We start from the raw sequence: 19740 nt of genomic DNA on the forward strand, positions 1-19740 counted from the left end.
CGGCACTAACGTAAATGCATTGGCGGTATCGACTCATCCCGACGACGCTACGCTGGTCGACCTTCTCTCCGCTTCGCGCAAAGAAGGTAAGCGAAGGGATTTTCATTAAAAAATATTGAGGTGGTCGCAATTTGCGACCGGCTGATTAAATTGGGTAGTTGGGCTTTGCTAAACTTCGATCAGGGAGAAACTATTCTAATTATTATATTAGTGTCATGATCCTTCGGCATGAAATGGATTATAAGAAACGGCCTATTATGACCAATTACGACATAGAATCGAAAGATTTCTCTTTATCACCGCTGGGTTTGCACTTACTTCGTAATAAGTTCAATTATAAAACTATTAATTTGGCTGATGTTGATAAAGCCTATTTCACAAGAGCGCCCGAAACTAAGAACGTTGCGCTTGCCTTATTGATTGGGGTTGTATTTGTTGTATTCGCAATCTACAGTGCTATCTGCGTTTATGATGATTTTCATGATCCTTTAGCATACCATATTTATATAGAATCGATAATGCTTCCGGTTTTCCCGTTGCTGGCTGGTAGCTATTGTATTTACATAGCTGTAAAAAAAATCCCGTTGTTAATTATCGAGCTTAAAAATAAAAAGTACAAGCTTAGTGTGGTAGATGTTATTAATACCGGCCAGTTGTACGAGCTTGAAAGCTATTTAAAGGAGAAACTTAATGCAAGGTTTTATACAGGCTCAATGTAATAAAGAAATGCTTTTTCGCAAGCAGTTGTTGCCTGTGTTTTAGGCAAAATCCCCTAACCCCACACCGCAGGTGCTTCATTAACATATGAACCCTCCTGCAATACTTTTATCATAAAGTGGGCAACGTTTTGCCGGCTGATGGTTAGGCCGGGTTTGGGCGAGTTATTGATGCTTACCTGCACTGCTTTGTGTTTTACTGAATTGGTTAAGCCTACGGGGCGCACTATGGTCCAGCTTAGGGTTGATTGTTTTAGCAGATCTTCCTGCCGTTCATGATCGCGGTAGGGGTAGCCGATGTTACTGTGATCTATGAGCCACCTGAACCAGCCTGGTAAATCTTTTTTGGTTTCGTTTACACCCCAGGCGGTAGTTATAATGACGCGTTTAATATTGAGTTGATTGGCCAGTTCAATAATATTTTTCATGCTGGCTGATAAAAGGTTCTCCGGCGATCGTAAAGGTGCCCAGGGGAAATCAGACGTGCGCGAAATATTTAGGGTGCTTAAAATGGCATTGCATCCCTGCATGGCAGGCAACAGCGCTTCTTTATCCGCAGGTGTGCCTTCAAAAACGGTAAGTAAGGGCGAGTTAATTTGGAGCTTATTTTTATCGCACACCAAAACATTAATAACATAGCCCTGCTTAATAGCTTCTTTGAGTAAAAGGCTGCCGGTTCGGCCGGTGGCACCTAAAATAAGAATCTTCATAGCGTTGCTTTTATGATGACAGGTTTATACTATCAAATATAAGCAACCGCAATTGTATAAAATAGGTTAAGGTATTGGCAATTTGCGGCAATCATGCGTTAATTAATGATTGCTGCAAATGTAGTTCGGGGTTCACTATTTTAGCACAACCGCCACCATGTTATTACCTGAAAAGTTAAATAGGGATATTAGCCAATAAATGGTTTTTGAAGCTTTTAGTTGTAATGATTTGGGAAGCTTAGTAACTGTTTTAAAAATAATTTTATTATGATCCCATAATCTCAAAACCCTTATAAGCTTGTAATTACTAAGTAGCAGACTTTTTACCACCTGGGTAACCAAATCTTTATCCCATCTGAAAACGTAATTTACAGCATCGCCATGTTTTTCCCATTCTGTGCCAATTAAGTTACCAACTAAGCCATTATAGGGTTCAATCACAACGATTCCCTTTTTTGCTACTCGTAGCATTTCTGTAAAACCAGAAACCGGTCTGGGTAAGTGGTGTAATCCATCCTGAACAACCACCAGATCGTATGAATTATCAGGAAGATCTAAACTCTCACCATTAAGCATTATCGTATCAATGGCAGGTTCAAAAAAATTGCAAATTTTTAAAGAGTTTTCGGAAATGTCTGATACGGTTATGTTGCTTAACCCTTTTCTATAAAAAAAGATACCCTCGCCACCAACACCCCCGCAAACAACTAAAACACTCCAGCTTGAAACATCATCGTTGTTGTTGTTCTTTAAAATATCTAAACTTTTATTAAGTCTTCTATCCCGCAAAAATCTGATAAGTGGATCATGGGTTATATGGAAGCCATATTTAGTTTTGGTTTCTAATGCATATTTTTCTTCAAAAATATTTTTTTGATCTTGAACCAGTTCATGCATGCTATTTTGTTTCAATGTGTTTAATGAAATTAGATTTAGGGATATTAAAAATAACAGTCAATCAATTTGTTAAATAAACTAGGTAGAATTGTGGTGAAGCTGATTATCAAAGCTACATAAATATATTTTTATACTTAGTTTTTTGTGAAAAAGGAATTGTGAATGAAGTCACGAATTGGATTGCTGATGCACCAATCGGGGTAAAAAAAGACCTTAAGGAGCGGTTGCTCTATTACCCTGTAAATTATCGAATTCAATACCCAGGATATAAGAAAGCGAATAATCAAAAAACTGGAAAAGCACCCGCCGGAAGTGATTGTCATTTAATGATATAGACGTATTTGTTAACACGCATTGTGTTATATCATAGTTCGCCCAAAAAATAAAACATAGCCATCAACATCTGCAATTTCAAATCCGCGCAGCCCATCGCCATCGTTTTGAACGAGTTGGCGGAATGCTACACCGCCCGAATTATATTCCTCAAATAAAGCATCCGGGTCGGCAACGCCAACAAATGCATCCCAGCGGCCCCATTCATGCCGGGTATTATTGGGCAAGGGTTTTATGTCATTAGCAATTGCCTTCAACATTAGGTAAGCATTATCGCGGCCCACAATAGCAAAAAATGGGTCGCCTGTGGGGCCAGTATATTCTGCTTTGAATCCAAGTTTATTTACGTAGAAATCCACTGAATCTTTTACGTTAGAAACGATAAAAAAAGGCCAGATGTAATTAAGTTTCGACATAGGTAGCGTTATTTTAGGGTGCCTGTTAAAAGTCAGGCCAAGTTAACCTGTGCAATTGACACGGGTTGACTGTTTATGTAAAGTAGGAAAAAATATTAAGCAATGCAAGTATCCTGCGTTAGCCATGGAGAATTTATTGCCTTTACAATATTACGCTTTATTTAATATAGCAAATATGTACCTTGGGGTAAACCTTACTCAAATGAAGAAACCTTACTGGCTAATTGTTTTATTGTTATTTGGTGCATGTACCATGCAGATGCCTCCAGACACAAAGGCAAGGCATGTTGTTGAACACTATTTAGATAGCATCAATAAACCGGAGAAAGTTGAATTAATGAAATTTATTAAGCTCGAAAATAAGGATATTGACAATAGCGATATCGATAAGCATATTGAAAGCAGCGCTGCTATGAATGATTCAGATGGGCGGTCATATAGAAAGTGGTTAAACTATGAAAAAGGTTCATCTGGTCCCAATGGTTATTACTGTAATTATCAAATTAATGATGGTAAATATGTAGCAATAATCAGACTTGATACCTCGCTTTCAAGGGTTGTGCGTGTTACCTATGTGATAAAATGAGTTTTAACCTGCTAATGGATATATTAGCCTTGTAGCAGCAGTTAGCTCTTAAACAAAAAAGCGGCTCCATTTTCATGAAGCCGCTTTTCTTATTATGTGTTAAGGCTGGTTACTGTTGTTGTCTTTGTAAAACAGCAGAGAACTTGCTTTCGTAATCTTTTAGTTGTGCTTTAATTTTGGCACTTAATGCAGCCTGATGGTTTTCTTCGGTAAGGCTGGCCAGTCCATTTAAGAACGATACACCGTACTGTACATCGCGCACGCTTAAATCGCCTGAGTTGTTTTGCAGCAGGTAATAGTTATAATCCAGCTGATCAACCAGGTAATTATCAACGCCGGTTACAAATTTATTGCCCAGTACCACATCATGCAGGGTGTAAGCGGTTTGTGCCAGTATTATTTTACGGTCGGCAACATCCAGGCCGGTATAAATATCAGGCAGCTCCTGGTCATATTTATGCAGGGCCTTTAATGCTAAATCGGGGTGACCATCTTTCATCAAACCGGCGGTTAAATCAAGGAAGGTGGTAACCATAACCGGGTAAAACATAGTGGTTGATTCATGATCCAAATATTTGGCTGTTTTAAATTTGCCGAATTGGAATTTGTTCATCACGTTGTTATACATCACCAGGCTGTTTATTTTTCCTAACTGATCGCCACGGCTGGTAATACTGGTATCTGGTTTAAACGGTAACAGGCGGTAGGTAAAGCCTTCTTTATACAAGTATGGCTGTAAACCTATCAGGTTTTCCTGCCCAATAGTGGTGGTAAAGCAAATAGGCCTTTTCCAGTTATTGTGCGACAGGATATCCAGCATCGCCAGGTTTTCTTTGGTGATGTAGTTTGAAGTGTATTTCCAGTCAATTTCGGTAGCAAGCCTGTCTTTTTGCTCAGGTGTAATTACATGGTTAGCCATTACATCATCAGCATTAACGGTAAGCTTAAAGCTTTTGGTTGGCAGGTAGTTACCATAATCGCCGCTTTGGTATTGTACCTGGGTAGCTTTATCGTCAGAGGTGATAAAGTCAAACACCTCTTTTACTTCGGTATAGCCGGGAAGTTTTTTATCATCAAAATAAATCACATCGCGCACACCTTCTTTGTATTTATCATAAGGCATGGTGATAGGCAGCGCGGCCGATTGGTTCATCGGTTTCTGCATCTGGCGGATGTACCAGTCGCCGGTAAACAAGCTCAGGTTAACGATGCGCACATCGGGCCTGATGTTTTCCACTTCCTGGTCATACCATAATGAGTAAGTGTCATTATCGCCATAAGTAAACAAAATAGCATTTGGCGGGCATGATATCAGGTAGTTATAAGCCATATCATGCGGCGTCATTTTGGTTGAACGATCATGATCGCCCCACTCTTGCTTCGCTAAAAGCACCGGAGCAATCAAAATACCAATTGCGGTAGCCAAAATGGCAGCACCTTTAGGACTTAATTTCAGGCGGATCAATTCGGCAAGGGCTATTACACCTAACCCTATCCAGATGGCAAAAGCGTAGAATGAGCCCACGTATGAGTAATCCCTTTCGCGCGGCTGAATGCTGGGCTGGTTAACATAAACCACAATGGCCAAACCGGTAAAGAAGAATAATAACAATACCACCAAAGCATCGCGTTTTTTACGTTGAAAGTGGTAGATAGCGCCTATCAACCCAATTAAAAACGGAAGGGCATATAGTGGGGTATAAGTAACATTGTTTACCACTGATTTTGGCAGATGTTTGCCGCCATCAAAAATACCGCTGGTCCAGTTTCCGTCAATGGCAGTCATGCTTTGCTGACCATCGGCATCGCTGTAACGACCCACAAAGTTCCAAAGGAAGTAACGTACATACATTTGATATACCTGCCAGCTAAACATCCATTTAATGTTATCGGCAAATGTTGGTGCGGCACCATCGCTCATTTGCAGCCATTGGCGGTAAAACTGCGGATCCTGACCATCGCCGCTATACATACGCGGCAAAAAGGTAGTATGATCATAAACGTAGTTGGTTTTTTTACCGGCGTTTTCATATTTGGTTTCGCCTTTGCGGTAAATGGTATTGCCTTCGGTTTGGTCAATAACCTTGGCATCAAAATACTGACCGAAAAGCAATGGTGATTCGCCATACTGAATACGGTTTAAGTAACCGTACAGGGTAAAGGCATTATCAGGGTGCGAGTTATCTAAATTTGTACCTGCAGTAGCACGAATTGGGATATAAGCAAATGAACTGTAGCCTAAATAAACAAAGGCAACACAAACAAAAGCCAGGTTAAGCAACGTCTTTTTGGTTTTTATGCTGTAGTAAATACCACCTACCAGTATGGCTATAATAATAAGGAACCATACCAATGCACCCGAACCAAAGCCCAAACCCAGGGTATTTACAAAGAAAAGATCGAAATAGGCAGCAATTTGAACCGTATAACCGCGAATACCGTATTGTACAAATACCAATATCACCACACCTATTAAAAAGGCCCCAATTGCGGTGCCTATATTAATGTTTTTAGCACGGCGGAAGTAGTATACAAATGCAATAGCCGGAATAGTTAACAGGTTTAACAGGTGGATACCTATTGATAAACCAATTACATAAGCAATAAAAACTATCCAACGGTCGGCACCCGGCTCATCGGCATGGGCATCCCATTTTAGTATTGCCCAAAAAACAATGGCGGTACATAATGATGATAATGCAAACACAATGGTTTCAACAGCCGAAAACCAGAAGGTATCGGTATAGGTAAAGGCCAGTGCGCCAACCAAACCTGCACCCATTATAAGGTATATACGTGATTGTTCAACTTTTTCGTCTTGCTTGCCGGATAAAAGTTTTTTAGCCAGTGCGGTGATGGTCCAGAAAAGGAACATAATAGTTGCACCACTTGCTATGGCCGAACCCATATTGGTAAAGTAAGGCACCTTAGCATTGTTGCCGAATGATAAAAGCGAAAATGCTTTACCCAGCATAGCAAAAAGTGGATAACCTGGCTGGTGAGCTACCTGTAAACGATAGGCGCAGGAAATAAACTCGCCGCAATCCCAAAAGCTTACGGAGGGTTCCAGTGTTAAAATATAGGTAATGGAGGCTATAACAAAACAAAGCCAGCCTAACAGATTGTTAATTTTATTGTATTGCATGGATTACAAAATAATAGATTATTGCAGGGTAAATATCAGATTTTTTATAAGTTATTTTAAATAAACAGCTTTTGGTTAACAACTTTTAACAATTTTAATTGATGATACATTGTTTAAGTAGCTGCAAATATGGTAAATTATACTTATTTGGCGTGTATCTTTTTAGTGTGTAAGATAGATGATTGAACAAATTTCCCAAACCCTCTTTTTTGCTTGCAAAAGAGAGGGTGGTCTAGCGTAGCGATGACCGGGTGAGTTTACTCTGCAAGCGGCATTAACGTAAATGCATTGGCGGTGTCTACTCATCCCGACGTTCTCCGCCTTTAGGCGGATGGTCGACCTTCTCTCCGCTTCGCGTAAAGAAGGTGAGTTTCGCAATCGGAAAATATTTTTTAACTGAATAACATTGAAGGAAACAACCATTGTTTTGCCGTAGCCTATTGTCTATTTTAATTTTTTTTGGTATATTTAGTTAATAAAATAACAATTCCTAACCTTATTAAAATCAATCTCTTATGTCGCACATTGATGCTTTAGTGCAGGACGCACAATCTTATACCGGCCAGCAGGAAATACAGCCCAACCAGGGTTTTCAGGACCCGGCTTTTTCAGCCAAAATGTTTGGTGTGGGTTTTTACAAAGGAGCGCCATGGTGTGCATTTTTTGTAATGATGGTACTGTTTGAAACTTATGCCGATGAACCCGATGTGCTGGCTTATCTGAAAAGGTACTGTTCACCATCTACCGCTACCATGTGGCAAAATTTCAGGGCATCGCCACAAATTATTACCGGCCAAACACCTAAGCTGGGTGCCATAGCCGTTTGGGAAGAAGGAAACGGTACCGACGGCCATACCGGTATTGTGGTGGATGTTGATGCCGATGGTATACATTTCTCTACAGTTGAAGGCAACTCCAACACCGATGGATCGCGCGATGGGTACGAAGTGGCCCAAAATACGCACGCCTTGGGCCAGCCGCACTCGCAGTTTAATTTGAACCTGCTGGGTTTTGGTTATATGCCGGATTAGTGTTTATGCCTCGCCTGTAGAATTGACTCACCCGAACATCGCTACGCTCGTTCACCCTCTCTACCGCGAGCGGTAAAGAGGGTTGGGAAAATTTTTATTTTTACTTTTTCTTCTTTTTTACCCTCTTTACAAATGTTGTAGAGAGGGTGGTCCAGCGTAGCGTCGACCGGGTGAGTCAACTCTACACGCGATAATTCATCATCTCCTCGCAATCAGCCCCAATATAACCGTGAGTAGAGATTAGTCGATACAATTGCCCTCTTCGTCGATAGTTAGAGATCCCGAAATAATTTAGGTTTTACTATTACGTTCACAACGTGAACAAACAGCAGGGTACTTATAAAACGAATAATATTAAAATATGATCATACAGCTATGCGGAATGTCAGGTGTTGGAAAATCCACTATTACCGATTTGGTTAAAAAACGGTTAATAAAAAATGGATACCAAATAGAGGTTATTGACGGCGACGAATACAGAAAGGCGCTTTGCAAGGACCTCGGCTTTTCTAAAGAAGACCGGAACGAGAATATCAACAGGCTTTCGTTTGTTGCATCAAAGTTATCGGCCTATGGCATTATTGTAATTATCAGCGCTATTAATCCGTATGACGAGGTTAGGCGAAAAGTTGCCCGTTCATACCAAAACGTAAAAACGGTGTTTATTGACTGCCCTGTTAATGAACTGATAAAAAGGGACACCAAAGGACTGTATAACAAGGCCCTGCTGCCGGATGGGCATCCCGATAAAATTTACAACTTAACCGGTATTAATGATGCCTTTGACCGGCCGGAAAACCCCGATTTGTATATTAATACAGCAGGGCAAGCGGTTAAAGATTGTACCGATAAGCTGTATGATTTTATAGCAGATTGTTGGAGTAAAATATGTTCGAAGTATGATTGAACATTCACCTAAAATATTAATTATAGCCGGTATGCACCGGTCAGGTACATCGGTTATTACGCAGTGGTTGCATCGGTGCAATTTAAATATTGGCGAAAATTTGCTGGGTGCCGATATTGGAAATGAAGAGGGCCATTTTGAGGATATTGACTTTTACCGTTACCATGAGGATGTATTGATGGATAACCATCTGTCGCGGTATGGGTATGTAAAAAGCCCGGTGAGCAGCCTCTCGCCTTACCAGGAAGAGCAGCTTAAGTTTCTTACCGCTTTTAAAAGCAAAATGAATGCACAATGGGGCTGGAAAGAACCCCGCACCTGCCTGTTTTTAAATCATTACCGCAAACTTTTGCCAAATGCTTATTATCTTATTGTGATACGGGATTTTCAATCAACCGTTAACTCATTAATTGTGAGGGATTTTAAGTATGTTGAGGCTAAGTATTTGGCCCGAAAGCTATTTGGACGACTCATTTGGAAATGGTTCAGGCGTGATAAAAGGAAAAAGAATTTATATGAAAACCTTGCGGCCTATTATTTAAATGTTTGGATAACCTATAATAATGAGCTGTTAAAGCACATGGAGCTTTTGCAAAATCAACAATTTATAGCTGTTGATTACAAATTGCTGAACCAAAATGATAAAAGAACATTTTCTGTTTTAAAAGACAACTGGGAGTTTGAAATTGAATACGTTGACTTCGGTAAGGTATTCAAAGAGAAATTCATCAGCAAAACGGTTGATATCAGCCGGTTTGTAGTGGATAAAAATTTGCTGGAAACCGCCTGCGTACTGGAAGGCAAATTAAGAGAATATGTTTAAAGAAAAAGTAACAGCCGACCAGGTAGTGATTGTTATACCTATGTATAGGAATCACTTATCGGGCTATGAGCAGATCTCTTTAACCCAATGTTTTAAGGTTTTGGGCAGTTATAAGGTGATTGTTATTAAACCCCGATCGTTAAAGCTTACTGTTTTAAATTACTACACTCAAATTGAATATAAAAGCTTTAATGATAACTGCTTTTCGGGGGTTGATGCTTATAGCCAGTTGTTAATGTCGGAAAAGTTTTACCAGGAATTTTTGAATTATACCTATATGCTCATCTATCAGCTTGATGCATTTGTTTTTAGGGACGATTTGCTAAACTGGTGCAATAAGCAGTATGATTATATTGGCGCCCCATGGCTTAAATACAATAACTATAAGGATGTTTTCCATTGGTTAAAATCACGATTGATGGTTGCCTTACATATCCGGCTTAACAAAAAAGAGCCGGGTACTGATATGCCTGCTCCAAAACAATTTGAAAACATGGTGGGCAACGGCGGTCTGTCTTTACGAAGGATTAATACGTTTTACCGGCTATCAAAAAAATACGCAGATCATTTTCATTACAATTTTTTAGGGGCCGATAACTGGCTGCCCGAAGATGTTTTTTGGAGCATCAGCATAAACCGGGAACAGAAAATCCTGCTGATACCAGAATATAAGGAAGCTATCCATTTTTCTTTTGAAAACTACCCGGAGCGTGCCCTTAACTTAACAAAAAACCAACTCCCTTTTGGCTGCCATGCCTGGCATCAGCATAAATCTTTTTGGAAAGATATTTTTGCCGGTATGGGATACTTTATATAGTCTTGCCTTCATATCACAAAAAAATATCTGTCTTAATTAGTTATCGGCCTGGCTCTAAATAAAAAAAATCTCTTGCTTAAAACCGGGCGGCTTTAACATCCGTATGTAAAAATTGTATATACCGACAACTTTATTTCAAATAAAATTAAACCTTTGGCGTTTTAAATGAGTCGAAACATCGTTAAAATTAACAGATCAATTCATTAAAAATCCGGTTGGCGTATAGACACAATTTTTACTAAACCTTCTTAAACAATTAAACTATGCTAAAACGGATTTTAGTGCTCGATGACAGCCAGGTTATACTAGATACGATAAAGGAAGTTCTGTTATATGAGAAATTTGAGGTTAAAATAACCAAAGAAAGTAAGGATATAATTGAAACCATAAAAGAATATAAACCTCACCTGGTAATACTTGATTATAAGAACACTGGTCCGAAAGGCGATGCCATTTGCAGGCAGATAAAAAATAATCCAACCATTAATGATACACCGGTAATTATATGCTCGGCCTATTTAAATGAAGATGACATGGCACTTTGCGGCTGCGATGCCACTATATCCAAACCTTTCGGTATTGAGGAACTAACCGATAAGGTTAATAATTTGGTTTATTTGTAAGGGGAGGTAAATCAGAAGCTAAGAATATCGTTTCTGATTTACAGCGACCAATAATTACCTATTAGCAACTGCAGCTTCAATATCTTCCTTAATAAATATCCATTCCTTATTTTTTAAGCAGATAGGATCTAAATCGTCATCAGCTTCTGAAAAATAAGTGAAATTATTTTGGATTAGCAGTTCATCATGCGTCCATTGAAATCGCTGTTTATGCAGAGCGATCATAGTAGTAATAGTATATTGGTTAAGCAATTCGTGTAGGTCCCAAAAATCCTTCTTCCTGCCTAGTCTTTGTACTACATCTACCTTCATAGCAATTATCTCTTCTACGGTTGCCATACGTATACCATCTTTATAGAGTGCTTCTTGAAAAAAAGGATCCATAGAGTAGTATAAATCCAATTTAATAACATTATCCGGATCTGTTCCAATAAGGTAAGATTTTCCCATGCCGGGATTAACGCCAAATTCGCCCTCCACGTATCCGAAACTTTTTTTAAGTAGCCCTTCAATGGTATTAAAATCAATAGAGCCATATTCTGCATCAGTAAAAAGGTCAATGTCTACAGACATCCGATGCCCTAAATGCAGACTCAATGCTGTGCCACCCACAAGCCGGAAGTCTATAAGTTCTTCAGCGTCCATTAAAGTCAACAAGCAATCTTTTAAAAGACTATTAACAGTGTTCCAATAGAGCATACTATTTTACTTTTAAGTGCCCCATTACTGGTAATTTGACATTTGTAATCGGTGTGCTTCCCGTTACTTCTTTAATTTTGTCTTCACCGTAAAACCCTAAAATTTCTTTTTTTTCATCGTCATTTCCACGCTCAAACACACGTTGAATAACAGCTTTAGACTGTTTTTCCCAATCAATTTTGGTGATATCTGTATCCCAAAAAAGCGTTTTTCGAATGATAGAAAGATCAGGCCGATCCTTTGAATTATTTTTTTGCTGTTCTTTTTTTATTTCATAATAAGCCTGAAGCAGCAACATTGTTCCTTCTCCCAGCCCTAACGCTTTATCAATTTTTAGAGAAAGCGCCGGTGTTAATCCACGTTGACCTTTAGTTATACCGTTTAGCGTTTGCGGATACTCATTTAAAGAAAGCGCAAAAGGTCCTTTTTTAAGATTCCTTTTCTTAAGCTCACGTTCCAGAATAAGTCCCGGATGAATGCCTTTGTATTTTTCAAATGCGGTTTCCATCTAACAAAAATAAACAAATTTGTTTATATATAAATGTTTAATTAAAAAAGTTTATTTTTATTTAGGATGTTTGTAAAATGATGTGATAAGAAATTTAATTGCTATTACTAGTTCTTAATCTATTAGGTTAAAAATAGTGGTTTATGTAATTTGTCAACTTTTTCTATAATACATAATGAAAAAACCTTATATAATTTATTCACTTTCAAAGGGCCGCACAACTCAGAAATTTAATAAGAGCAAAGTCTCAGAAATATTGGATGAGGTAGAAGTTTTTCTGAATACTTGTACAACAGCTAATATTCAGAATCCAGATTCGCTGAAGTTGATTATCTACGAAAACAATCAAGATACAGGTAGTTATCTTAGCAAGGTTTTGGACATCGCAAAATTAAATTTTGGTGAGAGCGTGAAATCACCAATTGCTTATGATTATCCTAGTGGTGAACCTGATTCGAGAAATAGATACGTTTGGACATTACCCGGCAACAAGCTTCCGGAAGTTTTGCAATTTATAAACTCAAATGGCCCTATGCCCAAAACAGATTTCGGGCCTATTCAAGCATTTTTTACTTATAGTTTTAAATTACTTGATTTAAATACAAATAGTGGCTTCCCAAGTCAAGAACCCAGTTCAAATTTTTGCATTTGGTTTTCAAGAGGTAAGTCGATTTCACCAGATCTGTTTTTTCCATTTGAACATCCGGATAAATTTTTTTGGAATTATTTAGATCAAATTGCAGCTATTCTTCCATTTAAACTTGAGGAAAAATATCTAAGGCTTGCAAACGTAAATGGTAAGGGCGAGGTGAAATCTTTTAAAAAGATTATCCGATAGCACCATCCATTCCTCAATCAATCCCCATCTTTCAAAAACTACCCCAAATGTCACCCAATAATCAAATCATTAAATAAATGTTACAGGTATTAATTTAATTGTCATAATGTCAGGTGTATCATTGCGGCAAGCTATTTGAATAGTATATATTTGTAACACGAAAAAAACAAAAAATTTAAAAACATAAAATCATGGCTTTAGAAATAACTGATGCAAACTTTGAAGAACTTGTTCTTAAATCTGACAAACCCGTTTTGGTTGATTTTTGGGCAGAATGGTGCGGACCTTGTAGAATGGTTGGCCCGGTAGTTGAAGAAATTGCAAAAGAGTACGATGGCAAGGCGGTTGTAGGTAAAGTAAATGTTGACAACAATCCAGGCATATCAATGAAATTTGGTATCCGCAATATACCGGCATTATTATTCTTCAAAAACGGAGAAATTGTAGATAAACAAATTGGTGCAGTGCCAAAATCAGTTTTAGCTGATAAATTGAGCAAACAATTAGCATAACTCTAATTTCACTGATTATAGTGAGATTACACCGATAGTACAGATTAAATTATTTATTTTGTGCTATCGGTGTATTTGTTTTACACCATGCCGTTTTGCACCCAGTGTAATCATACAACATCGGTGCAATCATTTAATAATCGGTGAAATCATACAATAATCAGTGTAATCATATAACAATCGGTGAAATCATTAAATGAAGATCAGGAAATAAGGCATTTGGCCAACCTTGAGCTGCTGGCCCGCCAGGTGGTTGAGGGGTTTATTACCGGTCTGCATCAAAGTCCGTTTCATGGTTTTTCGGTTGAGTTTGCCGAGCACCGTTTGTATAACAGCGGCGAATCGGTAAAAAATATCGACTGGAAATTACTGGCCCGTACCGATAAGCTTTTTGTTAAGCAGTTTGAAGAGGAAACCAATTTGCGCAGCTACCTGCTGCTGGATACCTCATCGTCCATGAATTTCCCCGAAAAGGGTATCAATAAACTTCAGTTTTCTATTTATGCCATTGCATCGCTTATGTACCTGTTTAAAAAACAGCGCGATGCCTTTGGACTGTGCCTTTTTTCGGACAAAATAGATTGGATGAGCCAGGCAAAATCAACCTCAACGCATCTGTTTTACTTATACGCCGAGCTCGAAAAAGCGTACAATCAGCCTAAAAAAAATACCCAAACAGATATTACTCAGGTATTGCACCACATTGCCGGCCAGATACACCAGCGATCAATGGTGATATTGTTTAGCGATATGCTGGAGAATAGCTTAAACCCCGATAAGTTACAGGCCCTTTTTGCCGCAGTGCAGCATTTAAAATACAATAAGCACGAGGTGATTATTTTTAATATAAGCGACAAACAAAAGGAGCTTGATTTTAATTTTGATAACCGCCCGCATCATTTTATTGATATAGAGAGCGGCGAGCAGGTAAGGGTACATCCCAATAAAATACGCGATTCCTACCGCGTTGCCCTTAATCAATACCGCCATGAGCTGCAACTGAAATGCGCCCAATACAACATTGACCTGATTGATGCTGATATTGCGGATGGCTACCATACCGTTTTAAGAGAATACCTTATTAAACGGAATAAGATGGTATAAAAAAAGCTGCTTTTCGTTTAAGAAAAACAGCTCCTAATTAAAAGGGGTAAGAAAACTAAAACTTTACCACACAAAACAAGCTGATTATGATGAAGATTTAGTGAAGTTATGCTTCTTTACTAAAAAACAATTGTTTGCAAATCGCTGAGTCGACTCACCCCGGTCGACGCTACGCTGGACCTGCCCTCTCTCCGACAAGTCGCAAAGAGGGCGAAAGAAATAAAAATATAAAACTTACCTACCCTCTTTCCCGCTTGCGGGATAGAGGGTGGACGAGCGAAGCAACGTCCGGGTGAGTTAACTCTACGCGGGCTTATTGCACTTCCACAATTATATCAAACAGCTTCTTTACTAAAAATAAGCTTCACCGTTGTTCCCTTATTTTTTGCTGACTGGATAGTGATGCGGATATTGTGAAAAGCGGTTATACTTTTTACAATGGCCAGTCCTAACCCGTAACTTTCTTTTTCCTGGCGGTCAAATTTTTCAAAACGGTTAAAGGCAAGCTCAATTTCTTCATCATCCATTCCCATTCCGGTATCGTTTATTTGAAGTATGTACTGTTCTGTATACATCTCATCGGTAATGGTAATGCTGCCGTCAACATGGTTATACTTTATAGCATTGTTAACCAGGTTAAAAAAAAGCGTATGCAGCAGACTTTGATTTCCCTGAAGGATATAAGCATGGTTTATATTATTGGTGAAAATGATTTTTTTATCTTCCAACCGGTCTTCCAGCTCATTGTACACTTCGGTAATAATTTGTTTAAGGTCAACAGTATCTGTTTTGTTGAATTGCAGGTTTTCCACCCTCGAAATAAGCAGCAAGCTGTTAATGATTGATTTTAAACGGTTTAAGGTTTTAAGGGAGGCAAATATTTTATTTTCGCTGTCTTCTGTAAGCTGTTCCTGTACCAGCACGTTTTCCAGCCGGGTACTGATAATGGATATTGGGGTTAACAACTCGTGCGATACATTGGCAATAAACTGCTTTTCGAGGATAAACAAGTCGGCAATTTTGTTCATCAGGGCGCTGATGCTGTTGTCCAGCAGTTCAAAATCCTGAGTGGTGGTTTTAATTTTTTTATAATCAAAGTTCATAGGGTCATTAACCCTTATCAGTTTGCGGTCAATTATCTGGTAAAAGGGGGTTAGCAGGTATTTGGTAAAAACCAAATCAATAACCAGGGTAAGCGACAGGGCAACAAAAAGCATCAGCAGGGTAAATTCCTTAATGGTTTGCTTCAGCTGAAGCATGGCATCCATGGTATCGCCAATTTCCAGCAGGTAGCTGTGGTTGTTAAAGTTAAATTTATAGGTAAGTATCAGGTAGGTATCGGTAGTTTGTTCAATAGTACGGCGTGCTGTGCTAATGCTTTCGTCTGTTTGGCGGCTGCTGCGGTAGGGTATGGGCTTCAAAAAAATATACTCTTCCTTTAAAATATTATAGTCGGTAAAGGTTTGCTGCTGATTAAGGATCTGACTGATCTCTTTTGAGGACAGGTGCTTCATCAACTCATTTTTTTTATCCTTTAAACGGGCCGAAATATGGTTGTAGGTGATGTTTTCGAGCGAAAACAGGATAAGCAGGCCAGTGAATACAATAATAGCCAGCTTGGTTAAAGTGTTATACAAAGCCAGCTTAAATTGTAGTTTCATATGAGCCCCACCTAAATCCTCCCCGGTAGGGAGGCCTTTAATTAATTATATATGAAAATAAAAAGTCTCCCCTACCGGGGGAGATTAGAGGGGGCCTAAATATTCACCCTGTATCCAATACTCCTAACGGTTTCAAACCAGTCAACCGGCACAAATTGGGATAGTTTTTTGCGCAGGTTTTTTACGTGCACATCCACAAAGTTCGAGTCGGAGTTAATTTCCAGTACATCGCCCCAAACATGCTCGGTTAAATTGGTACGTGATATTACCTTGTTTTTGTTTAAAACAAGATAGTTAAATATTTCAAATTCTTTTTTTGTTAGGTTGATGCGTTCATTTAAATAATGTACAGTGCGGTTTTGAATATTTATTCTGAAATCGTGTACTAAAATATCGTTGCTATCCAGCTTGTGTTTGCGCCGGGTTATAGCATGGATGCGGGCCAAAAGCTCATTTAATGAAAATGGCTTAGCCAGGTAATCATCAGCGCCCTGTTCAAGCCCCAGTACCCTGTCGTTAACTGCGCCGCGGGCGGTAAGAATAATTACAGCATCGTTACGGTCCTTGAGGCCCTTAAGCAATTGCAACAGGTCGAAGCCATCGCCATCAGGCAAACCCAAATCGAGCAAAATAAAATCGTAATTGTTTACAAAGATCTTTTCGCCGGCCGTTTTTTTGGTCCGCGCATGTTCAATTGTAAAACCTTCATGGCTTAAAAATTCATCTATTTCAAGCGCAAGGCCCTTTTCATCTTCAACAATAAGCACATTCATAATGCGGCAATTTACAATTTACTTGTTTGGTAAAAATGACTTGCGAGATTAGATTTTTTTAATGTTGGGGTGGGGAGGGGTGTCGCGCGCAGAGGACTCACCCGGTCGACGCTACGCTGGACCTGCCCTCTCTACAACAAGTTGTAAAGAGGGCGGAAGAAATCTTATTTATTTTTTTTCAACCCCCTCTTTATGACTTGTCATAGAGAGGGGTGGCCGAGCGAAGCAATGGCCGGGTGAGTCTTCTGCGCCCAACCATCATACCAAAAACAAATTATAAATAAGCGAAATCAATTTATTAGTATTGGTGTTAACTATTATTAAAACGTATATTGTTTTATATGAGACTTTCCATTATCCGCAAACCCATCAGAATTAATCCCGATCCGAAACGTGTTATTGCCAGATTCTTTTTTAACGGAAATGATAGAGCAAAAGAGGTAATACAAAGGGTAATGAGCATCAGTGAGGAAGTTGCCTTTGGCATAGTTTCACCTTTGCTGCAAGAATATTCTAAGCGCCATAGAAATATAACCCGGGCCCTAAACCGCAACTGTACACGGCTAATGCCGCTTTTTGCAGAGCTTAATATTGATTTTGATACCATTACGGTATATCGTAAATTATTGATAGGATCATACTTTACGCACGAATATTCTATTGAATCGGCGGCGTTTTTTAATCCGTCAATTGTGGAGGACCCGGATCAGAGCGAACTGCACGAAGGGCAAAAGCGGGTAATTATCAGTTTCAGGGCAGTGGGCGAGGGGCATATCTCATCCATAACCTTCCGCAGGGCATTAATTGATCAGAACAATAAAATAACCGTATTACCGGCAGGCAGCTATATTGATGAGGCCGAAATTGTGCGGAATGCCGTTTATAATAAAAAGTTGTTTTTTGAAAAAGCAACCGTTACCCAAATAAATATTGATGTTTTAAAGGAGCTGGAAGGCAAGCTGGATCATCATTTTGAATATTCTAACCTGCGCCGTATCATCATGGACTCGCAAAAGCTGCATGAAAGTGATATAAACAAACTGGAGTATGATAAAGTACTTTGGCTGGCCGACTCCTACTACGAAATTGTTTTTTCATTGGATACCGATATTTCAGACAGGGTAATATTCCCTATTTCGGAGTATGAGCGTAAGGGTATTGAGGATGCCCGCTTTGTGCATTATCATGATGAGGACGGCAGCTCCATGTATTACGCTACCTATACTGCTTATGATGGCGCGCTGATTATGCCCAAACTATTGCAAACCAGCGATTTTATTAATTTTAAAATAATGCCTTTATACGGTGCAGGCGCCCAAAACAAAAACCTGGCGCTTTTTCCGCGTAAAATAAATGGCAAATTTGCCATGATATCGCGTATTGACGGCTGCAATAACTATATCATGTACTCTGATAAGATAAACATATGGGAAAAGCCCATTTTGCTGCAGCAGCCCAAGTTTGCATGGGAGTTTATACAGATAGGGAATTGTGGTTCGCCTATTGAAACGGAGCATGGGTGGGTAGTTATTACCCATGGTGTGGGGCCAATGCGCCGCTATGTGCTTGGCGCCAGCTTAATGAAGCTTAGCGACCCGGCGGTTGAAATTGGCCGTTTAAAAGAACCCTTACTTATACCCAATAGTGATGAGCGTGAGGGCTATGTGCCTAATGTTTTATACTCATGCGGCTCATTGGTACATAACGGGAAACTGATTATTCCGTATGGTGTATCTGATTCATCAACCGCATTTGCCGAGGTTGATTTAACCGAATTATTGGAGAAATTGATTGCCGACGGGAGCGATTGATACCAAATAACTACAAACACCGGCTTTACCACAGTACAATTATCCTAAAATAATTAGCAGTATTAAACTTTTAGTTGAAATAATTTTGCAGTAGATGTGTTTTTATTATCATTATGTCAAATTGTTAATTAAATTTTCGTGAAACGTTATTTCTTGAATTTTTGGCATGTCCATTGCATGTAACTATGTACAGCTTTATTATATTAATAATGTGTTTGTTACAGATTATTTATGAAGATAAATTTTTACTACTATGGATCATTTTAGAGAAATAAAAAACAACCTGGCCTGGCATAATGAAGGTAAATTTGAAGTTGAGCTAATCAACGGAGTAATTACGAAGCTTAATTTTTGCGAACCAGGAAAAGGCCCTGATGAGTCAGGAAAGTGCCTTACTTCAACAAATTTCAAGTTTTTACAATCGGTTTATTATAGCCTTGGAGATCTTTTTAATTTTATTGAAGAAGAGAATAAAAGACTTGGTTATAGCTTCTCACGAGTAGAAGAATCCAGGCCAACTTATCAACAAGAAAGATCAGAGGAAACTTATCCTGCACTTTCTGACATTAAGATAAGGCCATTAATTAACTATTCAAATCAGATCGATCAATCAGGTCCATCTATTGATGAAGGTAATTTAATGAGGGATATTGGGTAATTAAGGTAACAGAGGAAATGTTACACCTTAAAAGAAGCGTTCGGCCTGAACGCTTTACCCTCCATTCATTTTTCTACCAACACAACGTTCAGATGGAACGCATGGTTGGTAGAAAATTTTAATCGTTTATTCCCGCACTCAGCGGGATTTTGTGTTTTATAGCACCTGAAAA

20 protein-coding genes are annotated in these 19740 nt (G+C 39.0%); 12 read left to right on the forward strand and 8 right to left on the reverse strand.

Annotated elements, in window-relative coordinates:
* The first annotated feature begins 215 nt into the window (after positions 1 to 215).
* Positions 216 to 719 (forward strand): hypothetical protein, encoded by a 504-nt coding sequence (locus JN11_RS23555; protein WP_144916679.1) that lies wholly within the window; start codon positions 216 to 218, stop codon positions 717 to 719.
* A 53-nt stretch (positions 720 to 772) separates the two neighbouring features.
* Here JN11_RS23555 and JN11_RS23560 read toward each other — a convergent pair whose 3' ends face one another.
* The 3 genes from JN11_RS23560 to JN11_RS23570 all read right to left on the reverse strand — a co-directional run bounded on the left by JN11_RS23560 (position 773) and on the right by JN11_RS23570 (position 3072).
* A complete protein-coding gene (locus JN11_RS23560) occupies positions 773 to 1426 on the reverse strand; it encodes an NAD(P)-dependent oxidoreductase (RefSeq protein WP_144916681.1) in 654 nt (217 codons plus the stop codon).
* Positions 1427 to 1561: 135 nt separating this feature from the next.
* Positions 1562 to 2338: a class I SAM-dependent methyltransferase gene (locus JN11_RS23565; RefSeq protein WP_144916682.1), complete on the reverse strand. Its 777-nt coding sequence runs from the start codon at positions 2336 to 2338 to the stop codon at positions 1562 to 1564.
* Positions 2339 to 2682: 344 nt separating this feature from the next.
* Complete coding sequence (locus JN11_RS23570; RefSeq protein ID WP_144916684.1) at positions 2683 to 3072, reverse strand: VOC family protein; 390 nt, start codon at positions 3070 to 3072, stop codon at positions 2683 to 2685.
* 124 nt (positions 3073 to 3196) lie between these two features.
* Between JN11_RS23570 and JN11_RS23575 the strand changes: the two genes are divergently transcribed.
* On the forward strand, positions 3197 to 3658 hold the full coding sequence (locus tag JN11_RS23575) for a hypothetical protein (protein WP_144916685.1): 462 nt from the start codon (positions 3197 to 3199) through the stop codon (positions 3656 to 3658).
* Between the two features lie 109 nt (positions 3659 to 3767).
* Here the strand turns inward: JN11_RS23575 and JN11_RS23580 are convergent, their stop codons facing one another.
* Positions 3768 to 6803 (reverse strand): glycosyltransferase family 117 protein, encoded by a 3036-nt coding sequence (locus JN11_RS23580; RefSeq protein ID WP_144916687.1) that lies wholly within the window; start codon positions 6801 to 6803, stop codon positions 3768 to 3770.
* Between the two features lie 515 nt (positions 6804 to 7318).
* Here JN11_RS23580 and JN11_RS23585 point away from each other — a divergent pair.
* From JN11_RS23585 to JN11_RS23605, 5 genes are all read left to right on the forward strand, one after another.
* A complete protein-coding gene (locus tag JN11_RS23585) occupies positions 7319 to 7834 on the forward strand; it encodes a CHAP domain-containing protein (protein WP_144916689.1) in 516 nt (171 codons plus the stop codon).
* Between the two features lie 361 nt (positions 7835 to 8195).
* A complete protein-coding gene (gene cysC / locus JN11_RS23590; RefSeq protein WP_144916690.1) occupies positions 8196 to 8741 on the forward strand; it encodes an adenylyl-sulfate kinase in 546 nt (181 codons plus the stop codon).
* Positions 8734 to 9564 (forward strand): sulfotransferase, encoded by an 831-nt coding sequence (locus tag JN11_RS23595; protein WP_144916692.1) that lies wholly within the window; start codon positions 8734 to 8736, stop codon positions 9562 to 9564. Before cysC ends, JN11_RS23595 begins: the two co-directional genes overlap by 8 nt.
* Positions 9557 to 10381 carry a DUF5672 family protein gene (locus JN11_RS23600; protein WP_144916693.1) on the forward strand — a complete coding sequence of 275 codons (825 nt, stop codon included), beginning with the start codon at positions 9557 to 9559 and terminating at the stop codon, positions 10379 to 10381. Before JN11_RS23595 ends, JN11_RS23600 begins: the two co-directional genes overlap by 8 nt.
* A 263-nt stretch (positions 10382 to 10644) precedes the next feature.
* A complete protein-coding gene (locus tag JN11_RS23605; RefSeq protein WP_144916695.1) occupies positions 10645 to 11004 on the forward strand; it encodes a response regulator transcription factor in 360 nt (119 codons plus the stop codon).
* Positions 11005 to 11058: 54 nt separating this feature from the next.
* On the opposite strand, the gene JN11_RS23610 is transcribed toward JN11_RS23605, so the two are convergent.
* Positions 11059 to 11703 (reverse strand): nucleotidyl transferase AbiEii/AbiGii toxin family protein, encoded by a 645-nt coding sequence (locus JN11_RS23610; RefSeq protein ID WP_144916696.1) that lies wholly within the window; start codon positions 11701 to 11703, stop codon positions 11059 to 11061.
* Between the two features lies 1 nt (position 11704).
* Positions 11705 to 12211 carry a helix-turn-helix transcriptional regulator gene (locus JN11_RS23615; protein WP_144916698.1) on the reverse strand — a complete coding sequence of 169 codons (507 nt, stop codon included), beginning with the start codon at positions 12209 to 12211 and terminating at the stop codon, positions 11705 to 11707.
* A 175-nt stretch (positions 12212 to 12386) separates the two neighbouring features.
* Between JN11_RS23615 and JN11_RS23620 the strand changes: the two genes are divergently transcribed.
* From JN11_RS23620 to JN11_RS23630, 3 genes are all read left to right on the forward strand, one after another.
* Positions 12387 to 13049: a hypothetical protein gene (locus JN11_RS23620; protein WP_144916700.1), complete on the forward strand. Its 663-nt coding sequence runs from the start codon at positions 12387 to 12389 to the stop codon at positions 13047 to 13049.
* A 191-nt stretch (positions 13050 to 13240) separates the two neighbouring features.
* Positions 13241 to 13561, forward strand: a complete 321-nt coding sequence (gene trxA / locus JN11_RS23625; RefSeq protein ID WP_144916701.1) for a thioredoxin — start codon at positions 13241 to 13243, stop codon at positions 13559 to 13561.
* 183 nt (positions 13562 to 13744) lie between these two features.
* A complete protein-coding gene (locus JN11_RS23630; protein ID WP_144916703.1) occupies positions 13745 to 14665 on the forward strand; it encodes a DUF58 domain-containing protein in 921 nt (306 codons plus the stop codon).
* 335 nt (positions 14666 to 15000) lie between these two features.
* Here JN11_RS23630 and JN11_RS23635 read toward each other — a convergent pair whose 3' ends face one another.
* Positions 15001 to 16326, reverse strand: coding sequence for a sensor histidine kinase (locus JN11_RS23635; RefSeq protein ID WP_144916704.1), 1326 nt, complete (start codon positions 16324 to 16326; stop codon positions 15001 to 15003).
* 95 nt (positions 16327 to 16421) lie between these two features.
* Positions 16422 to 17099 (reverse strand): response regulator transcription factor, encoded by a 678-nt coding sequence (locus tag JN11_RS23640; protein WP_144916706.1) that lies wholly within the window; start codon positions 17097 to 17099, stop codon positions 16422 to 16424.
* A 341-nt stretch (positions 17100 to 17440) separates the two neighbouring features.
* On the opposite strand from JN11_RS23640, the gene JN11_RS23645 reads away from it, so the two are divergent.
* Positions 17441 to 18910 carry a glycoside hydrolase family 130 protein gene (locus JN11_RS23645; protein ID WP_144916708.1) on the forward strand — a complete coding sequence of 490 codons (1470 nt, stop codon included), beginning with the start codon at positions 17441 to 17443 and terminating at the stop codon, positions 18908 to 18910.
* Positions 18911 to 19163: 253 nt separating this feature from the next.
* Complete coding sequence (locus tag JN11_RS23650) at positions 19164 to 19568, forward strand: hypothetical protein (RefSeq protein ID WP_144916710.1); 405 nt, start codon at positions 19164 to 19166, stop codon at positions 19566 to 19568.
* Positions 19569 to 19740 lie beyond the last annotated feature (172 nt).

The sequence above is a fragment of the Mucilaginibacter frigoritolerans genome, from assembly GCF_007830615.1.
Classification (GTDB): domain Bacteria; phylum Bacteroidota; class Bacteroidia; order Sphingobacteriales; family Sphingobacteriaceae; genus Mucilaginibacter; species Mucilaginibacter frigoritolerans.